The sequence below is a fragment of the Actinokineospora sp. NPDC004072 genome (genome assembly GCF_053604195.1).
This window is the reverse complement of sequence record NZ_JBSGHB010000008.1, coordinates 149,285-165,048: the sequence shown is the minus strand read 5'-3', so window position 1 is coordinate 165,048 and position 15,764 is coordinate 149,285. Positions and strand designations below refer to the sequence as shown.

The 15,764-nt window shown below is 72.6% G+C and carries 19 protein-coding genes; 13 read left to right on the top strand and 6 right to left on the bottom strand.

The annotated features are described in order from the left end of the window. Positions 1–324: 324 nt before the first annotated feature. From ACWEPX_RS14690 to ACWEPX_RS14680, 3 genes are read right to left on the bottom strand one after another with little or no spacing between them, the layout of a single operon-like run. Positions 325–1,401: a DUF58 domain-containing protein gene (locus tag ACWEPX_RS14690; RefSeq protein WP_451897659.1), complete on the bottom strand. Its 1,077-nt coding sequence runs from the start codon at positions 1,399–1,401 to the stop codon at positions 325–327. After that, positions 1,398–2,378, bottom strand: coding sequence for an AAA family ATPase (locus ACWEPX_RS14685; protein ID WP_451897658.1), 981 nt, complete (start codon positions 2,376–2,378; stop codon positions 1,398–1,400). The genes ACWEPX_RS14690 and ACWEPX_RS14685 overlap by 4 nt, the downstream gene beginning before the upstream one ends. Beyond that, positions 2,375–4,537, bottom strand: a complete 2,163-nt coding sequence (locus tag ACWEPX_RS14680) for a hypothetical protein (RefSeq protein WP_451897657.1) — start codon at positions 4,535–4,537, stop codon at positions 2,375–2,377. Before ACWEPX_RS14680 ends, ACWEPX_RS14685 begins: the two co-directional genes overlap by 4 nt. Positions 4,538–4,625: 88 nt before the next feature. Between ACWEPX_RS14680 and ACWEPX_RS14675 the strand changes: the two genes are divergently transcribed. From ACWEPX_RS14675 to ACWEPX_RS14650, 6 genes are all read left to right on the top strand, one after another. Beyond that, entirely contained in the window at positions 4,626–5,129 is a 504-nt protein-coding gene (locus ACWEPX_RS14675; RefSeq protein ID WP_451897656.1) for an NUDIX domain-containing protein, read from the top strand. Positions 5,130–5,140: 11 nt separating this feature from the next. Then, positions 5,141–6,082 carry a CobW family GTP-binding protein gene (locus ACWEPX_RS14670; RefSeq protein WP_451897655.1) on the top strand — a complete coding sequence of 314 codons (942 nt, stop codon included), beginning with the start codon at positions 5,141–5,143 and terminating at the stop codon, positions 6,080–6,082. Positions 6,083–6,146: 64 nt separating this feature from the next. Next, positions 6,147–6,314 (top strand): hypothetical protein, encoded by a 168-nt coding sequence (locus ACWEPX_RS14665; RefSeq protein WP_451897654.1) that lies wholly within the window; start codon positions 6,147–6,149, stop codon positions 6,312–6,314. A 10-nt stretch (positions 6,315–6,324) separates the two neighbouring features. Further along, positions 6,325–7,020 (top strand): peptidoglycan-binding domain-containing protein, encoded by a 696-nt coding sequence (locus tag ACWEPX_RS14660; RefSeq protein ID WP_451897653.1) that lies wholly within the window; start codon positions 6,325–6,327, stop codon positions 7,018–7,020. 496 nt (positions 7,021–7,516) lie between these two features. Continuing rightward, complete coding sequence (locus tag ACWEPX_RS14655) at positions 7,517–8,797, top strand: MFS transporter (RefSeq protein ID WP_451897652.1); 1,281 nt, start codon at positions 7,517–7,519, stop codon at positions 8,795–8,797. Between the two features lie 3 nt (positions 8,798–8,800). Then, positions 8,801–9,463 carry a hypothetical protein gene (locus ACWEPX_RS14650; RefSeq protein ID WP_451897651.1) on the top strand — a complete coding sequence of 221 codons (663 nt, stop codon included), beginning with the start codon at positions 8,801–8,803 and terminating at the stop codon, positions 9,461–9,463. Positions 9,464–9,468: 5 nt separating this feature from the next. On the opposite strand, the gene ACWEPX_RS14645 is transcribed toward ACWEPX_RS14650, so the two are convergent. Together ACWEPX_RS14645 and ACWEPX_RS14640 are read right to left on the bottom strand one after the other, a co-directional pair. Further along, the gene (locus ACWEPX_RS14645) at positions 9,469–9,741 is read right to left on the bottom strand and encodes a putative quinol monooxygenase (protein WP_451897650.1); all 273 of its coding nucleotides are present in this window, start codon (positions 9,739–9,741) and stop codon (positions 9,469–9,471) included. A 10-nt stretch (positions 9,742–9,751) separates the two neighbouring features. Continuing rightward, on the bottom strand, positions 9,752–10,177 hold the full coding sequence (locus ACWEPX_RS14640; RefSeq protein WP_451897649.1) for a pyridoxamine 5'-phosphate oxidase: 426 nt from the start codon (positions 10,175–10,177) through the stop codon (positions 9,752–9,754). Between the two features lie 113 nt (positions 10,178–10,290). On the opposite strand from ACWEPX_RS14640, the gene ACWEPX_RS14635 reads away from it, so the two are divergent. Beyond that, the gene (locus ACWEPX_RS14635; protein ID WP_451897648.1) at positions 10,291–10,695 is read left to right on the top strand and encodes a hypothetical protein; all 405 of its coding nucleotides are present in this window, start codon (positions 10,291–10,293) and stop codon (positions 10,693–10,695) included. Here the strand turns inward: ACWEPX_RS14635 and ACWEPX_RS14630 are convergent. Next, positions 10,685–11,005, bottom strand: a complete 321-nt coding sequence (locus tag ACWEPX_RS14630) for a winged helix-turn-helix transcriptional regulator (RefSeq protein ID WP_451897647.1) — start codon at positions 11,003–11,005, stop codon at positions 10,685–10,687. The two genes, ACWEPX_RS14635 and ACWEPX_RS14630, sit on opposite strands and share 11 nt — an antisense overlap. A gap of 92 nt (positions 11,006–11,097) precedes the next feature. Here ACWEPX_RS14630 and ACWEPX_RS14625 point away from each other — a divergent pair, with 92 nt between their 5' ends. From ACWEPX_RS14625 to ACWEPX_RS14600, 6 genes are all read left to right on the top strand, one after another. Continuing rightward, positions 11,098–11,940: an NAD(P)-dependent oxidoreductase gene (locus ACWEPX_RS14625; RefSeq protein ID WP_451897646.1), complete on the top strand. Its 843-nt coding sequence runs from the start codon at positions 11,098–11,100 to the stop codon at positions 11,938–11,940. A 306-nt stretch (positions 11,941–12,246) separates the two neighbouring features. After that, complete coding sequence (locus ACWEPX_RS14620; protein WP_451897645.1) at positions 12,247–12,765, top strand: pyridoxamine 5'-phosphate oxidase family protein; 519 nt, start codon at positions 12,247–12,249, stop codon at positions 12,763–12,765. A 292-nt stretch (positions 12,766–13,057) separates the two neighbouring features. Further along, positions 13,058–13,546 carry a glycine-rich domain-containing protein gene (locus tag ACWEPX_RS14615; protein WP_451897644.1) on the top strand — a complete coding sequence of 163 codons (489 nt, stop codon included), beginning with the start codon at positions 13,058–13,060 and terminating at the stop codon, positions 13,544–13,546. Then, positions 13,543–14,478 (top strand): phosphotransferase, encoded by a 936-nt coding sequence (locus ACWEPX_RS14610; RefSeq protein WP_451897643.1) that lies wholly within the window; start codon positions 13,543–13,545, stop codon positions 14,476–14,478. The genes ACWEPX_RS14615 and ACWEPX_RS14610 overlap by 4 nt, the downstream gene beginning before the upstream one ends. Positions 14,479–14,738: 260 nt before the next feature. Further along, the gene (locus tag ACWEPX_RS14605; RefSeq protein WP_451897642.1) at positions 14,739–14,939 is read left to right on the top strand and encodes a hypothetical protein; all 201 of its coding nucleotides are present in this window, start codon (positions 14,739–14,741) and stop codon (positions 14,937–14,939) included. Then, positions 14,936–15,694 carry a DUF2637 domain-containing protein gene (locus tag ACWEPX_RS14600; RefSeq protein WP_451897641.1) on the top strand — a complete coding sequence of 253 codons (759 nt, stop codon included), beginning with the start codon at positions 14,936–14,938 and terminating at the stop codon, positions 15,692–15,694. The genes ACWEPX_RS14605 and ACWEPX_RS14600 overlap by 4 nt, the downstream gene beginning before the upstream one ends. Positions 15,695–15,764: the final 70 nt, after the last annotated feature.

The window sequence follows — 15,764 nt, the reverse complement described above, 5'->3', positions numbered from 1 at the left end:
AACGGCCACGCAGACCAGGAGCAGCGTTGCTCAGGCGGGCTGGTCCGGACGGGCTCACGAACCGCTTGCACGCGAACGAGTCCCATGCAGGCAGCGGCACCTGAACAGCCCAGCCGGACAACGCAGAGACCGCGCTATCCGCCCATGCGAACCGCGTCCGCCCAAGTGGCGTCGTGTCCCGCACAGGTGGCGTCGTGTTCCGCACAAGTTGCGTCGTGTTCCGCGCGAGTTGTGGCGTCGTGTCCCGGGCGCGCACCAGCCCGATAGCAGGCCAGCCACGCAACAGGGGCACAGCGCTCCCCGCCGACAACGTCCCGTGCGGCGTCATGCGACCACCGAGTCCCAGGCGCGTAGCAAGGATTCGGCGGATGGGCCGCGCAGGACGAGGACAGCGCCTCCGGCGCTCACCGACTCATCCGACCCCACCGCCAACACTACTCCAAAAGCACCACGCCCCGCCGCAAGGATCAGTTCGTCCACAGCGAACGCGCCGACGGCTGCCACCACGTCCAGATCCCGAACCGGCACCGGAGCCACGCCCTCCACCGCTGACGCCTCGACATCGGCCAGAGCCGCCAACGCTTCCGCCGCGTCCGGCTCCAGCACCTCCACGTCCACCGACCCCGACGCCGACAGCAGCCGGACAGGGTGGCCAGCCGCAGCAGCGGAGGCGACCAGCGACGCCGCGACCTCCACAGCCTCCTCAAAGGACTCCGCGGTATGCGCGGGCTCCCGGTCGTCCAGCAGCACCGCCAGGTGCGGACGGGCCGGGTCCGCGTCCTCGCGGATCATCAGCGTGCCCGTGCGGGCGCTCGTGGCCCAGTGCAGCCGACGGAGGTCGTCGCCGGGCACGTATTCGCGCAGCCCCACCAGATCCGTGCCCCCGCGTTCGACCCGCTCATCCGCGCCGACCTGGCCCCGCCGCGCCCCGGCAGGCAGGCCGCGCACCGGCAGCACCCGCGGCACCACCCGCACCGACACCTCACCCGCAACCACCCGCGACGACACCGCCAGCCCCGCAGGCCCGTGCCTGCGCACTGTCAGCGGCCCCACCGCCACCACACCCCGCCGCTCCGTCGGAACCGGGTACGACACCCGCCCCGACTCCGGGATGTCCAAGGCGACCGGCGAGCCGCCGACCAGGTCCACCACCTCGACCGGCAGCCTGCCCATCCCGGTCACCGCCACCGACCCCGTGCAGGCCGCCAGCCGCGGGACCGTGCGCGGCCGCACCTCCCGCGTCGCGTCGACCGGGGCGGCGACCAGGACGACCACAACGGACAGCAGCACCACCGCGACGAGGGCGAACCCCAAGGCCGCCAAGCCCGGGTACCGCCACCACAGCCCGCATCCCGCGCACAGCGCCCCCGCGGCCAGGACGACCGCGCCCCGGGCGGTCATCGCGCCGTCGGCCGGGGCACCTCGACCCGGTCGAGCACGTCGGCCAGCACGTCGGCCGTGGCGATCCCGGCCAGCTGCGCCTCGCGGGTGAGCACCAGCCGGTGCGCCAGCACGGGGACGACCAGCCGCTGGACGTCGGTGGGCACGGCGAAGTGGCGGCCGTGCGCGGCGGCGTGCACCTGGACGCAGCGCACCAGCGACCGCAGGCCGCGGGTCGAGGCGCCCAGCCGCAGCCGGTCGTCGGCCCGGGTGGCCGCGCCCAGGTCCGCGATGTAGCGCAGGATCGGGTCGGCGACGTGCAGCAGCGCCAGGCGGCGGGCGTACTCGGCGACCTGGGCTGGGCTGGTGACGGTCGGCACCGCGGCCACCGCGCCCGCGCCGCTGCCGGGCCGCAGCACGTCCAGCTCGTGGTCGGTCTCCGGGTAGCCGATGGCGGTGCGCAGCATGAACCGGTCGAGCTGGGCCTCAGGCAGCCGGTAGGTGCCGTCGAGGTCGATGGGGTTCTGCGTGGCCACCACCAGGAACGGCTCGGGCACCGCGTGGGCGACCCCGTCCACGGTGACCGTGCGCTCCTCCATGACCTCCAGCAGCGCCGACTGCGTCTTCGCCGCCGCCCGGTTGATCTCGTCGGCGAGCACGACGTTGGCGAACACCGGCCCGGGCCGGAAGCGGATCTGCCCGGTCTGCGGGTCGTACACCGACGTGCCGGTCACGTCCGAGGGCAGCAGGTCCGGGGTGAACTGCACCCGCCGCGACACCCCGCCCAACGCGCCCGCGACGGCCCGCGCCAGCGTCGTCTTGCCGGTGCCGGGCACGTCCTCCAGCAGCACGTGCCCACCGGCGAACAGGGACACCAGCACCAGGTCGATCACCGGGCGCTTGCCGCGCAGCGCGGTCTCCACCGCGTCGCCGACGCGCGCGTGCAGGGTGCGGAACGCGGCGATCTCGGTCTCGCCGACCTGGACGGCCGCGGTCACTCGTGCTCCCCCCTGCGCCGCACGCGCAGCAGTGCGGAGGTGATCAGCAGGCCGATGCCCGCCGCCACCATGATCTCGGTGCCCGCGGACTCCTGGGCGGGCGCGGACGCCACCCGCGGCAGCTCGCAGCGGACGCCCGGCCTGCACGTCGGCTCATCGATGCGCTTGAACACCGCGCGCGCCGCGGAGTCCACCGACTGGCTCCCGTCGCGTGCATGCGCCCGCACGACGATCGAGTTGGAGCCCTCCTCGATGGAGATCACCGCGGACGTGGCCGAGCAGGCGATCGCGGTGGTGTAGCCGTAGGTGCGGTTGACGACCTCGCAGGTGCCGTCGTGGTTCGCCCAGTCGGGCGGCGGAGCCATCGTGATCGTCCGCTCGTACAGCCCCGCGTTCGCCACGCCGGTGATCACGGTCGCGCCCGCGCTCGGCACGGTGGCAGGCGGCGGCTGGGTCGTCGTGGTCGTGGTCGTGGGCGGCGGAGGCGGTTGCGTGGTGGTCGGCGGGGGCGGCGGGGCGGTCGTCGTCCGCGGCGGGGGCGCGGCCGTGGTGGTCACGGGCACCGAGCGCGCGGGCAGGTTCCACGTCGTGACGCCGGGCGAGCCGACGGCGGCGCTGGTGTAGGCCGCCACCTGGATCTCGATCGGTCCGCCCGCCGCGCACATCGCGCCGCAGTCCAAGGTGATCTGGTCGGTCGTGCCGCCGGTCTGCTTGGTGGCGCTGCCGCCCGCCGAGTTCGCGGTGATCGTGTACCCGGCGATGCCCTCCTCAGCGGGCGCGCTCCAGCTGATGAGCAGCGTGACCTGGGTGTCGCTCCGGTCGGCCAGCGCGACCGTGATGCCTGCGGGCTGGCCGGGACCGGCAGGCGTGCCAGAGGTCACCGAGGGCGCCGAGGGCGCCGTCGTCGGCGCAGGCGGCGGGGTGTTCACCGAGGGCTGGCCCCCGCCGCCGCGCGGCGGCGGCTGGTTGGGCCGGGTGCGGGTGGGCTCGTCCGGGTCCGGGGGCGGCGGGGTGGGCACGGTCGGCGGCGGGTCGCGCTCGGGGTCGGTCACCGGCAGCTCGGGGTCGCGGACGCGGACCGCGCGGGTGTCGCCGTCGGGGTCGACCACGACGCCGGTCTCCGCGCCCGGGGTCTGGATGAACAGCCGGTCGTCGTCGAACACCAGGCGCGGGTCGCCGGAGCCGGTGCGCACGTCCTCGCCGCCGCGCTGGCCGTCGCGGTCGAGCACGATGACCTTGCCCGAGCCCAGGCACGGCACGTACACGCGGTCGTGGAAGACGGCGGGCTGGCCGGGCCGCGGGCAGCCGAGCGCGGCGACGTCGACGGTGAGCACGCGGTCGCCGACCAGGATCACCACGACCCCGGACGCGGGCACGGCAGCCGGGACGAGGTCGTCCGGGCTCATCTGGGCGGCGAGCACGTCGCCGGGCTGGGGGGCGGTCGTGGCGGTGTGGTCGCGGCCGGTGCCGTCCTGCAGGACGACGCCGCCTTCCAGGCCCAGCAGCGTCACGCCGCGCTTGTGCGGGACCAGGACCGTGCGCGGCCCGGCGCCGGGGACCGGCCTGCTGGCGCGCTCGACGAACCGCGTCTGCGGGTCCGACCACTCCAGGCTGTGCAGCACGCCGCCTGCGTCGACCGCCCACAGCAGACCGTCGTCGGCGGCGGCCGCGTCGGCCAGCTCCTTGCCCGCGGCCCACGGCTCGCCCACGTCCGCCAGGGTGACCGGGTCGACGTGGGCGATCGTCCCGCCCGCCCGGTCGACGATGAACAGCCTGCCCGCGGCCAGCAGCACCTTGCTGCCCGCGCCGGGCGCGGCCTGCCTGCGGCCGCTGGCCAGCAGCGTCGCCAGGTCGATGACGGTGATCTGCCCGGTGCGCCGGTCCAGCACCACGAGCATCCCGTCGCGCTGGATGATGTCGAGCTGGGCGTCCCCGCCCGCGACCGCCAGCCGCGTCTCCGGGCGCCCGGAGGCCGGGTTGACCTGCACGACCTCGCCGCGCTGGTCGTCGCCGAGCCAGGTCAGCCCGTCGGAGACCGCCACCGCGGTGCGGGCGATGCCGGTGCCCAGGGCCGCGCCCGCGAGCAGCAGCACCCCGAGCACCGCCGCGCCGATGCTGGCCGACTGCCGCTTCGCCGTGATTCGCGCCTTCATGGTCATGACACACTCCCCTAGCCGCCGGGATGGTAGCCCGACGACCCGACCAGTTTCGTCGGAACCGACCATCTACCGGTAGGGGGACGCCGGAATGCCTTACTGCACTGCCTGCGGCAGCGAGGTCGGGCCGACCTGGCCGCGCCGCTGCGACTGCGGGCACACCGCCTACCGCAACCCACTCCCGGTGGCCGTGCTGCTCCTCCCGGTCCACGACGGCCTGCTGGTCGTGCGCCGCGCGATCGATCCCGGCCGCGGCCTGCCCGCGCTGCCCGGCGGGTTCATCGAGCACGGCGAGACCTGGCAGCAGGCCGCCGCCCGGGAGTGCGCGGAGGAGGCGGGCGTGCCGGTCGACCCGGCCGCGATCACCCTCTTCGACACCGTGAGCGCGCCCGACGGCACCCTGCTCGTCTTCGGGACCGCCCCGCGGGTCGAGCACCCGCCCGCGTCCGCCCCGACCGCGGAGTCGACCGGCTGGGAGGTGCTGACCGCTCCCGCCGAGCTGGCCTTCCCCCTGCACACCGCGGCCGTCCGCCGGTACTTCGCCGCGGACCCCGGGCGCCCGGTGCCGCCGCAGCGCAGGCCCACCGGCGGGTAACCTCTGCACCCGTGCGGATTCCGGTCGTCGTGGTGGCGGGCTTCCTCGGCTCTGGCAAGACCTCCCTGCTCAACCACCTGCTGCGGACCGCGGGCGGCAGGCGCATCGGGGTCGTCGTCAACGACTTCGGGCGGATCAACATCGACGCGCTGGCCGTCGCCGCGCAGGTCGACTCGACGATCACCCTCGGCAACGGCTGCCTGTGCTGCGCGGTCGACGCCTCCGACCTCGAAGTCATGCTGGCCCGCCTGGCCGAGGCGGACGTGGACGCCATCGTCATCGAGGCCAGCGGCCTGGCCGAGCCGCCCGCGATGGTCCGCATGGTGCTGGCCTGCCCCGGGGTGGAGTTCGCAGGCCTGGTCGAGGTGGTCGACGCCGCGGAGTTCCCGGCGACCCGCGAGCGGCACCCGCAGATCGACAAGCACCTGCGCTACGCGGACCTGGTGCTGCTCAACAAGATGGACCGCGCGGCGGACCCGGGCCTGCTCGACCTGGTGCGCGAGCTGGCGGGCGGCGCGCCCGTGGTGCCGACCGAGCACGGCCGCATCGACCCCGACCTGCTGTTCGACCCGGTGGAGCGCCCCGCGGCCGAGCAGCTGTCGTTCTTCGACCTGGAGGACCACTCCCAGCACATCCACGCCGGGTACGAGGCAGTCGACTTCACCTGCGCCGAGCCGCTGGACCCGGTCGCGCTGGCCGCCGTGCTCACCGACCGGCACAGCGGGGTGTACCGGGCCAAGGGCTATGTCCACTTCGGACTGCCCGAGCGATTCGCCGTGCAGGTCGTCGGCGGCTCGGTGCGGGTGGCGCGGGAGCCGGGGACCGGGACCGAGCTGGTGTTCATCGGCCGCGACATCGACGCCGAGGCGCTGCGCGAACGCCTGCGCGCCACGGTCACCGACGGCCCGGCCGATCCGGTCGCGCTGCTGTCGATCACCCGGTACGAGCGCTGACCTGCCCGTTGGCCCGCCCGATCGGACATTGGCCGGCCCCGGGCGCGCGACCACGATCGGGGGCATGGACGAGGAGATCCGGGTCGAGTTCGAGAGCGAGATCGAGACCGCGGAGCGCATCGAGCTCAACGCCGAGTGGGTGGCCTGGCTGGAGGAGCAGCCGGTGCCGTCCTGCGTCGACGGCGTGGACGAGTCCCTGCGCCACGGCCCCGGCGACACGGCGCTGGCCTGAGGAGGCGACGATGGGCAACCCCGAACTGCGCCAGGGCAGCGACCAGGAAGACTGGGTGAAGTACCTGCAGGGCCTGCTCGCCAACCGGCTCGCCGCGGCGGCCGCTGCGGGCGAGGTCCGGCTCAGCCTGGTCGACGGGCGCTTCGGCCCGGTCACCGAGGCGTCGGTGGAGTTCTTCCAGACCCGCGCGGGCCTCATCGCCACGGGCGTGGTCGACGACGCGACCTGGGAGGCGCTGGAGCGCGAACCGGAGCCCGACCAGCAGCCCGCGGCCCAGCAGCCGATCGACCTGCACTTCCCCGTCCAGCTGTGGCTGCGCTGGCCCGAGACGACGTTCGAGCGCGTCGTGGACGACTTCCGCGACTTCGACCTGACCACCCATCCCAACGCCCAGCTGCAGATCGGCGGCAGCGGCGTCGGCCCGCTGGCGGGCAACGGCGCCGTCGAGCTGCTCAACCGCGAGATCCGCCTGTGGCCGAACTGGTTCCTGCGGCACACCCACCAGTTCACGCTGGACTGGTCGCACGAGCACGGCTTCGAGCTCGGCCTGGAGAACGAGGGCGAGATCGGCTACCGCCCGGTGCGCAACCTCGAAATGCTCATCCAGGGGCAGGTCGGCATGCGCTACTTCCCCCAGGAGAAGCGCGGCGAGCTCGATTGGGGCGTCGGCGTCCAACTGCGCATGCACTTCGACCTGCCGCGCTAACCAACTAGCGGCCTAGTATGCCAATCATGGCCAACACCGCCACCCGGCACCGGCTGCCGGTCCGCAAACTGGTCGCCGCGAGCGCCGGCAACGCCCTTGAGTGGTTCGACCGGACAAGTTGGATACGCGACCGGTCGGAGCAGCGCTTCTCGGCGCGGGCGCTGTCCGCCCGCTCGGCGAAGATTGCCACTTTCTTGTCACTTCAAGTTCCACGACTCCGGAAACGTCCCATCCATGTGGGAGTTTCTCCTGTTCGCCGCATTCGTGGCCGCTACCCGCTCGCGCACGCTATGGCTCTTGATCGCGCTCCGCGGCACGAAAGCAGCCCAGCGTCCCGCAGTCATCGCGGCGTTGGCCGTGTTCGCCTCGGGGCAACATCCGCCTGCGCGGCGGGCCAGAGGCACAGCCAACCATGTGAGCCCGCTCGAACCGCAGTCGACCAGCGGAATCCCGTTCACCAACCGGCCCTGTCGCTGCGCGGAGCAGGAGGCGACCGGTGACTGACTCCGCTGTCGAGCAGGAGAAACACCAGTACCCTGTCAGGAAGTTGTTCGCCGCTTCCCTGGGTAACGCCCTTGAATGGTTTGACTGGACTATCTATGCGACGTTCAGCATCTACTTCGCCACCGCGTTCTTCCCCGCGGGCAACGACGCGCTCGCGCAGATCAACACCTTCGCCACCTACGCGCTGGCGTTCTTCTTCCGGCCGCTGGGCGGCATCGTCCTCGGGCGCTTCGCCGACCTGCGGGGGCGCAAGCCCGCGATGGTGCTGACCATCGTGATGATGGCGGGCGGCTCGGTGCTGATCGGGGTGCTGCCGACGTTCGAGCAGGCGGGTTGGCTGGCCCCGATCGGCCTGCTGCTGGCCCGCGTCGTGCAGGGGCTGTCGCTGGGCGGCGAGGTGTCCAACGCCTCGGCGTACCTGGCCGAGATCGCCCCGGCCGAGCGCCGCGGCCGGTACTCGGCGTTCTTCTACATCTCCACCGGCAGCGCGGTGCTGTGCGCCTCCGTCCTCGGCTTCGCCCTGGCGCGCTCGCTCAGCCCGGAGGCGATGCAGTCCTGGGGCTGGCGGCTGCCGTTCCTGCTCGGCGGGCTGCTCGGCCTGATCGGGCTCTGGCTGCGGCGGAGCCTGGCCGAGACCGAGCTGTTCGAGGCGAGCAAGGCCAAGCGCGTGCCCCATCCGCTGCGCACCACCCTCAAGGAGCACCCGAAGGCGGTGGGGCAGCTCGTCGGCTTCAGCATGCTGTCGACGCTGTGCTACTACACCTTCTTCAGCGCGCTGACCCCGTTCGCGGTGAAGTCGCGCGGTGCGGACGCGGTGGACGTGTTCCTGGCGTTGTCCATCGCCACCGCCGTGTTCGTGGCGCTCCAGTACCCGATGGGCGCGCTGGCCGACCGCTTCGGGCGCAAGCCCCAGCTGCTGGTGTGGTCGGGTGCGACGGCGGTGCTGGTCGTTCCATTGTCCACTTTGGTCAAGCCGGGACTGGTGAACCTGCTGGTCGTGTTCACCGTCGGCCTCGGCCTCTACACCGCCATGACCTCGATCGCGCCCGCGCTGATGAGCGAGCTGTTCCCCACCGAGCTGCGGGGCCTGGGCATCGGCACCTGGTACAACCTGACCGTGGCCACCTTCGGCGGCACCGCGCCGCTGCTGATCAGCGCCCTGTCCAGCGCCGGGCTGGCGACGGCGTTCTTCTGGTACGTGGCGGCGGGCGCCGCGGTCGCCTTCGCGGTGATCAGGACGCTGCCGGAGACCAAGGGCACCCGGCTACGCTGAGCCGTGGCCGACGAGAAGACGATCCCGCTGCTGCCCACCCCGTCGATCGACGAGACCGAGGACTTCTACCGGGCGCTCGGGTTCATCCGCACCTACCGCCAGCTCAAGCCCAACCCCTACCTCGGCATGCGCCGGGGCGCGCTGGAACTGCACTTCTTCGGCATGGACCCGTTCGACCCGGCCGACTCCTACGGCTCGTGCCTGGTCGTCGTCCCCGACACCGCCGAGTTGTTCGCCGAGTTCGCCGCGGGCCTGCGCGAGCGCTACGGCAAGCTCCCGCTCGCGGGCATCCCCCGGATCACCCGCCCGCGCAAGCGCAAGAACCAGGACAACCTCAGCGGCTTCACCGTCGTGGACCCCGGCGGCAACTGGCTGCGCATCTTCCCGGCCAAGGGGGACACCGCGAGCACCGAGCCGACCACCGCGCTGGCCAGGTCCCTGGCGAACGCGGTCGTGCAGGGCGAATCCCGCGGCGAGACGGCCCAGGCCATCCGCATCCTCGACACCGCGCTGGCCAAGGCGGGCCCCGACGACGACCGCGTGGAAGCCCTGCTCTACCGCGCCGAACTCGCCCTGCGCGTCGACGACCGCGAGCGCGCCCGCCAGATCGCGGCCGAGCTGACCGCCTTGGGCGCCGAGGTGCCGTCCGAGCTGGCGGACGCCTAAGGCGCTCAGGACATCACGGCGTACTGGCCCAGGTCGACGTCGACGATCAGCGCGCCCAGCTCGTCGCCGGGGCCCTCGCCGCGGAAGGCGGCCAGGGACTCCACCGAGTCCCACCGCTCGTAGACGACCACGCGGTCGTGCTCGACCGGGTCGGCCGTCACCACGAACTCCAGGCAGCCACCCGTGGCCCTGGCCCGGACGACGGCAGGCCGGGACGCGGCGACGAACTCGTCCCGCCGTCCCGACGCGATCTTGAGCGAGCCCGCGACGATCACCATGCCCGCCAGGTTAGCCGGTTTTGCCCTGGTCGCTGCTCAACCACTTCTCCGGGCGCATGCGCACCAGCACCGAGGTCTCCCCGAGCGCGGCGTCGACGTAAGCCTCGGCCTCGGCGGTCGGCAGGTACCGGCCCGCGATGGCGACGGCCTGCTCCCGCGTCGGCGCGGTGTCGGCGGCGATGACCGGACCCTCGGCGGAGACGTACTTGTAGGGCTGTTCTTCCTGCTGCACCACCAGCGTGAACCGGCCCGCCTTGGCCAGCGCCCGGTCCTTCACCGACCCGCGGTCGATCCAGACCTGCACCTCGCCGTCGGCGTAGCGGTACCACACGGGCACGGCCAGCGGCCCGCGCCCGGCCCGGCCGATGGCGATCACCCCCACCCGGCGCTCCTCCAGGAACGCCGCGCGCTCCTCGGCCGTCATCACCATCGTCATCGCCACTCCCCTCGGTCATCCGGAGCAACGCGGCTGGGCCAGTGCGCATTCCAGTTCCGGCAGGTTCGGGCCGAAGCATTGGATCAAGGGGGCGGACGCGGTTCACTGGTCGGATGGACGAGAAGCTGCCGAAGACCCTGCGCCCCGTCCGAGCCCTGCTCTACGTGCAAGGCGCGCTGGGCATCCTGGGCAACGTGGCGTTGATCGCCCTGCTGGCCGACGCGGACGTCGACGGGTCGGGCGTCTACATCGCCCTCTCCGTGCTGGGCGTCGTGATGGCGGTGGTCGTCATCGCCGCCGCCGCCGTGCTGCACCGCAGGCCGCCGTGGGTGCGCCCGGCGGTGCTGACCGTCGAGGGGATCATGCTCGTCTCGGCCGTGGTCAACCTGGTCACCAGCTTGGCGAACGAGGTGTTCTCGCCGTTGTTGCTCGTTGCGCTGGTGTTCCCCGTGGTCGTCCTCCAGGCGTTCCTGCGCCAGGAGAACAAGGAGTGGCTGGCGGGCGGCGTCAGCGCATGACGTGCTGCTCGCCCCACGCGGCCAGCGGGGCGAGCGCGTCGTTGAGCGCGATGCCCGCCGGGGTCAGCGAGTACTCCACGTGCGGGGGCACGACCGGGTGGGCCTCGCGGCGGACGATGCCGTCGTGCTCCAGCTCGCGCAGGTGGGCGGCGAGCACCTTCTCGGTCACCCCGGGCAGCATCCGCCGCAGCTCGCCGAAGCGGCGCACGCCCTGGCCGAGCACCCACAGGATGCCGACCTTCCACTTGCCGTCGATGACGTCCATCGCCGCCTCGGTCCCGCAGTGGTACGCCCCGGGCCGCTTCGCCATGTCTTCCCCCTACCTGCACGCTAACCACAGGGTAACCACGCACCTGGAAGTGCGTACTTGATCATGCGTTCGACGGGCCGCAGGGTGGGCGCATGGATCTGACCCTCATCGGCCTGGGCGACATGGGCGCCGCCCTGGCCCGCACCTGGCTCGCCGCGGGCCACCGCCTGACCGTGTGGAACCGCACCCCGGCCCGCGCCGAGCCCTTCGGCGGCGCCGCGGTCGCCACCGTGTCCGAGGCCGTCGCCGCGAGCGGGCTCATCGTCGTCTGCCTGCTCGACGACGCCAGCGTCGGCTCGGCCCTCGCCGACGTCGACCTCACCGGCAAGGACCTAGTGAACCTGACGACCAGCACCCCCGCCCAGTCCCGCGCCCGCGCGCAGTGGGCCCAGGCGCGCGGGGCCCGCTTCCTCGACGGCGGCATCATGGCCGTCCCCCCGATGATCGGCGGCCCGGACGCCTACGTCTTCTACAGCGGCTCGCGCGAGCTGTTCGACACGCACGCCGACGTCCTGGCGGTCCCCGCGGGGACGAAGTACGTCGGCGAGGACCCGGGTTTCGCCGCCCTCCACGACGTGGCGCTGCTGTGCGCGATGAACGGGATGTTCGCCGGGGCGGCCCACGCCTTCGCGCTGATCCGCAAGGAGGCCATCGCCCCCACCGCCTTCGCCCCGCTGCTGGTCGGCTGGCTCCAGGCGATGGCCAACGGCATCCACCTGCACGCCGAGCAGCTGGAGAGCGGCGACTACCGCAAGGGCGTGGTGTCCAACCTGGCCATGCAGGTGGCAGGCATCCCCACCCTCCTCGACACGACCACCGACCAGGGCGTCAGCCCAGAACTCCTGACCCCCTACCTCACCCTCATGCGCCAACGCCTCACCACCGCCCACGGCGACGAGGACACCATCGGCATCGTCGACCTCCTCACCCGATGACCACCCCGGCGAGGGCGGGCGGGCCGCCCTCGCCCCTACCCGTATGCACTCGCGCCGACTCCGACAGCAGAAGTGAGTGGCACCCGTCCCTTCGCCGCAACCCCACCGCCCTGCACCACTTGAACCAGGCGGAATTCGCGCCGTCCGTGATCACCCGCACGCCATTCGCTTTCCACCACGACCTGGACGACGCCTGACCACTGCACGAACGCGCCGTGCGCAACCTGATCGACGCCTAACACCTTCCGTCAGTTCGGCATTTTCACCCAGCCCCCTCGGGGGGCCCGGCTGGTATCACTAAGACCCATGACCGCCCCCATCGCCACCCGCAACCTCGACCAGTACGGCTCCCCCGAACTCCCCTGGAGCCGCGCCCGCGACCTCCTCGACCGCGACACACCGGAAGCCGACCTGACGTTCTTCGTCTCCACCGTGCGCCCCGACGGACGGCCGCACTCGGCTGGGGTGGGGGCGATCTGGGTGGATGACGCGCTGTACTTCATCGGCGGCCCTGGGACCCGCAGGTCGCGCAACCTCGCGTTGAACCCCGCGTGCACGGTGTCAGTCCGCCTGGACGGCCTCGACGTCGTCCTGGAAGGCGAAGCCCACCGCATCACCGACCCCGAAACCCTCCAGCGAATCGCCACCGCCTACCACCCGGGCGGCTGGCCAGCCGAGGTCGACGGCGACGGCCTCACCGCCCCCTTCACCGCCCCCAGCGCAGGCCCCCCACCCTGGCACCTCTACCGCCTCACCCTCCACACCGCCTTCGGCGTAGCCACCGCCGAACCCCACGGCGCCACCCGCTGGGACTTCGCCCACTAAACCGCCCTGCACCCACTGCCCTGGCCGACCGACCCATCGACTATCCGCTGCTGGCTCACCGACACCGCCGAGCAGCCGGTACACGGTCTGACAAACCGGGCGCCAGGACATGACGGCCTGCGTAGATCTGACCACCCACAAGCGCCTGTACCCGAGGGCGATACTGGTTGTGGCGAAAGAGCAGCGTCGTTCGGTCGCGGGTATGCCACGCTGTCGGGGGACGCCTCTAGGGCAGGGCGCGTGGCACCCTCGTACGCGCCCGGTTGTTGCCCGCCCTGGTTGGAGGCCCGTTGTGACCGTCGCCCCGCTCGCCCGCGCTGGCCGTGACCTGCTGGACCCGTCGACGTTCGCGGCCGTGGCCGCCCGACTGGCCGAGGATCACCCGGAGATGGCGGAGCGGGCGGCGCAGATCGTGGACCAGGCGCTCGCGTTCCTCACCGCCGCGGCGACCGTCCCGGAGGGCGGGTTGCGGCCGAGCCCGCTTGTCGATCTCGGCTGGCATCAGCTGATCCTGGACACCCGCCTCTACGCGGATCTGTGTGATCGGCTCGCCGGGCAGTTCCTGCACCACGTGCCCGACGACGGGTCCGGTGAAGGCGGCGCGTCGACGGGCGAGGTCGCTCGGACGGTGGAGGCGATCCGGGCCGCCGGGTACGTCGTGGACATGGAGCTGTGGCCGCGCGCGGCCAAGTGCGGGCAGTGCCACGAGGAAGGCAACTGCTCCAACTCTGGCAGCGATGGCAACGAGAACACCGACAGCCGCAGCAAGGGTCCGCGGTGAGGTGGATTGAGGCGCCCAGCGTGGTGCATGCGCTGGTGGCCGACCGCACGAGGGCGCTCGGCCACGATGCGACCGCGGTGGCCGCGGCCGTGGAGACCGCGCAGGACGTCGCGGCCGGGAGCGCGAGCGATCTCGCCGCCGTGCTCACCCTCGCCGGGCGACCGCTGCTGTTCGTCAAGGCCGTGCGGGGCGTCAGCCGCCGGATGCGGTGGCTGCGCAACGAGGTCAGCGGCAACGCGGCGGCTGTGGGAGTTGCGCCGCGGGTGCTGTTCCACGCCGACATCGCCGACGGCGAGGACGACTGGCTGGTGGTCGGGTTCGACCACGTGCCCGGCCGTCGCGCGTCGCTGGCTCCCGGCTCCCCCGACCTGGCCGTGGTGGGCGCGGTGGTCGAGCGCATCGCGGCGCTCCCGGCCGGGGGGCTGCGGCCGCTGCGGCAGCGGTGGGCACCGGTGGATTGGTGGGAGCGCATCGCCGACTCGGACCCCGACCTGGTGACCGGGTTCGACGTGGCGGAGATGACCCGGCTCTCCCAGCGGGTGCCGGAACTGGTCGACGGGGACCGCCTGCTGCACACCGACCTGCACGGAGAGCAGATCATCGTCAGCCCCGACGGGCAGGGGGCGAAGGTCGTCGACTGGGGATTCCCCGGCGCGGGCGCGCCCTGGGTGGACACCGCGTTTCTGGTGCTGCGGCTGATCGAGGCCGGTCACCCCGCAGGCGACGCCGAGCGGTGGGCCCGCCAGCGACCAGCGTTCGCCGCCCTGGACGACGCGACGCTGACTGCCTGGGCCGCGTATGTCGCCGGGCTGTGGTCCCACATCGCAACGGCGGGCGGGGCCGGATCACCGCGGCGGGCGCGGCTGGCACGCGACTACGCCGCCTATCGCCTCGCCCAGGCCAGGCGAACGGCGGCACGCTCGACTGGCTAGCCCTGCGCGAGGCCCTGACCTTGTTGGTGGCGGGGCCGTCGAGCGCGCGGGGCTAGGCGCGGCAGGATCGGTGCGCGCTGCGGCCGAGAGGTTGGCGTTCACGTTGCCGTTGGTGCTGGCGCCAGCAGGCATCTCGTCTGTGGCGGTGTGACGGTGGTGGGCCTAACGCTTCAGCATACGAACCGCGAAGTATTGGTCGAAGGGCCTGAGATCACGATCCGCCCGGTGGGCACCCGCCGCCTGGTGGCGGGTGGTTCCTAATGAGCCGCGACACGATCATCACCGGGTTGACTGCGCCGCAGGCCGACGGGCTGGCCTGCGTGGTGTGCGTAGCTGACTACCTCCGCGTCCGTGTTCCGCATGTGCCGGTGGGCCGGCAGGTGACCGGCTCGCAGGTGTTTGCCTGCGTCGGCTGCCGCCGGGACAACGTACGACGAGCGGCCGGAGGTGTGCTGCGGTGAGCGCCACGGCAACCCCTCGGCGAGACCGCGCGCTGTGGGTGCAGTGCGCCTGTACCGCACTGGTGGCACTCGGCGCGGCGTATGCTTCCTACCGGCACGGCCGCGAGTTCGCCTTGCGGTTTGGCGCCGACGAGGCCACAGCGGCGATTTGGCCCTTGATCGTGGACGGCATCTTGACCACGGCCACAGTCGAGCTGTGGAAAACCACCGGCCGCGGCCGCCGTGTCGCTGGCCGATGGGCGGCGTGGTTATCCTTCGTATTCGGCATCTGCCTCTCGCTCTGCGCGAACGTGGCGGCGGCTCCAGAGCTGAGCGTGTTCGCCGTGGCCGTAGCGGCGTGCCCACCGCTGGCGCTGCTGCTGGCGGTCGAGTTGCTCAACCGCGCGCTCAAGCGGCACCGCGCCGAGATCGCGAACGAGACCAGCACCGAGACCGGCGAGACGGGCGAGACCAGCGATGAGACCAGGGCAGTGGTGCGTCTCGCGGTGGTCTCGGACAAGGCTCGCCCGCCAGCCGAGCCGACCGCCGAGCAGCGCATGTGGGCGTATTACGTGACCGAGCGGGCCAAGGGCCGCACGCCGACCGGCGCGGAGCTGGACCGCATCGTGGGTACGAACAACTATGGCCGGAAGGTACTGCGGCGGTGGCGGCAGGCCGGGCACCTGCCTCCCGCCATCAGCGGCCAGTGCGACCATGGCGACCGATCGGCACGGCTGGAACCGGCCTACGTCGCGTCCGAGGGGGTGATGGTGTAAGTTCGGCCCGCTCGTGCGTCCCCAGGTGACTGAGCCGCTCAGATGCTGAATCGGGTGCTTCAATCGCTGT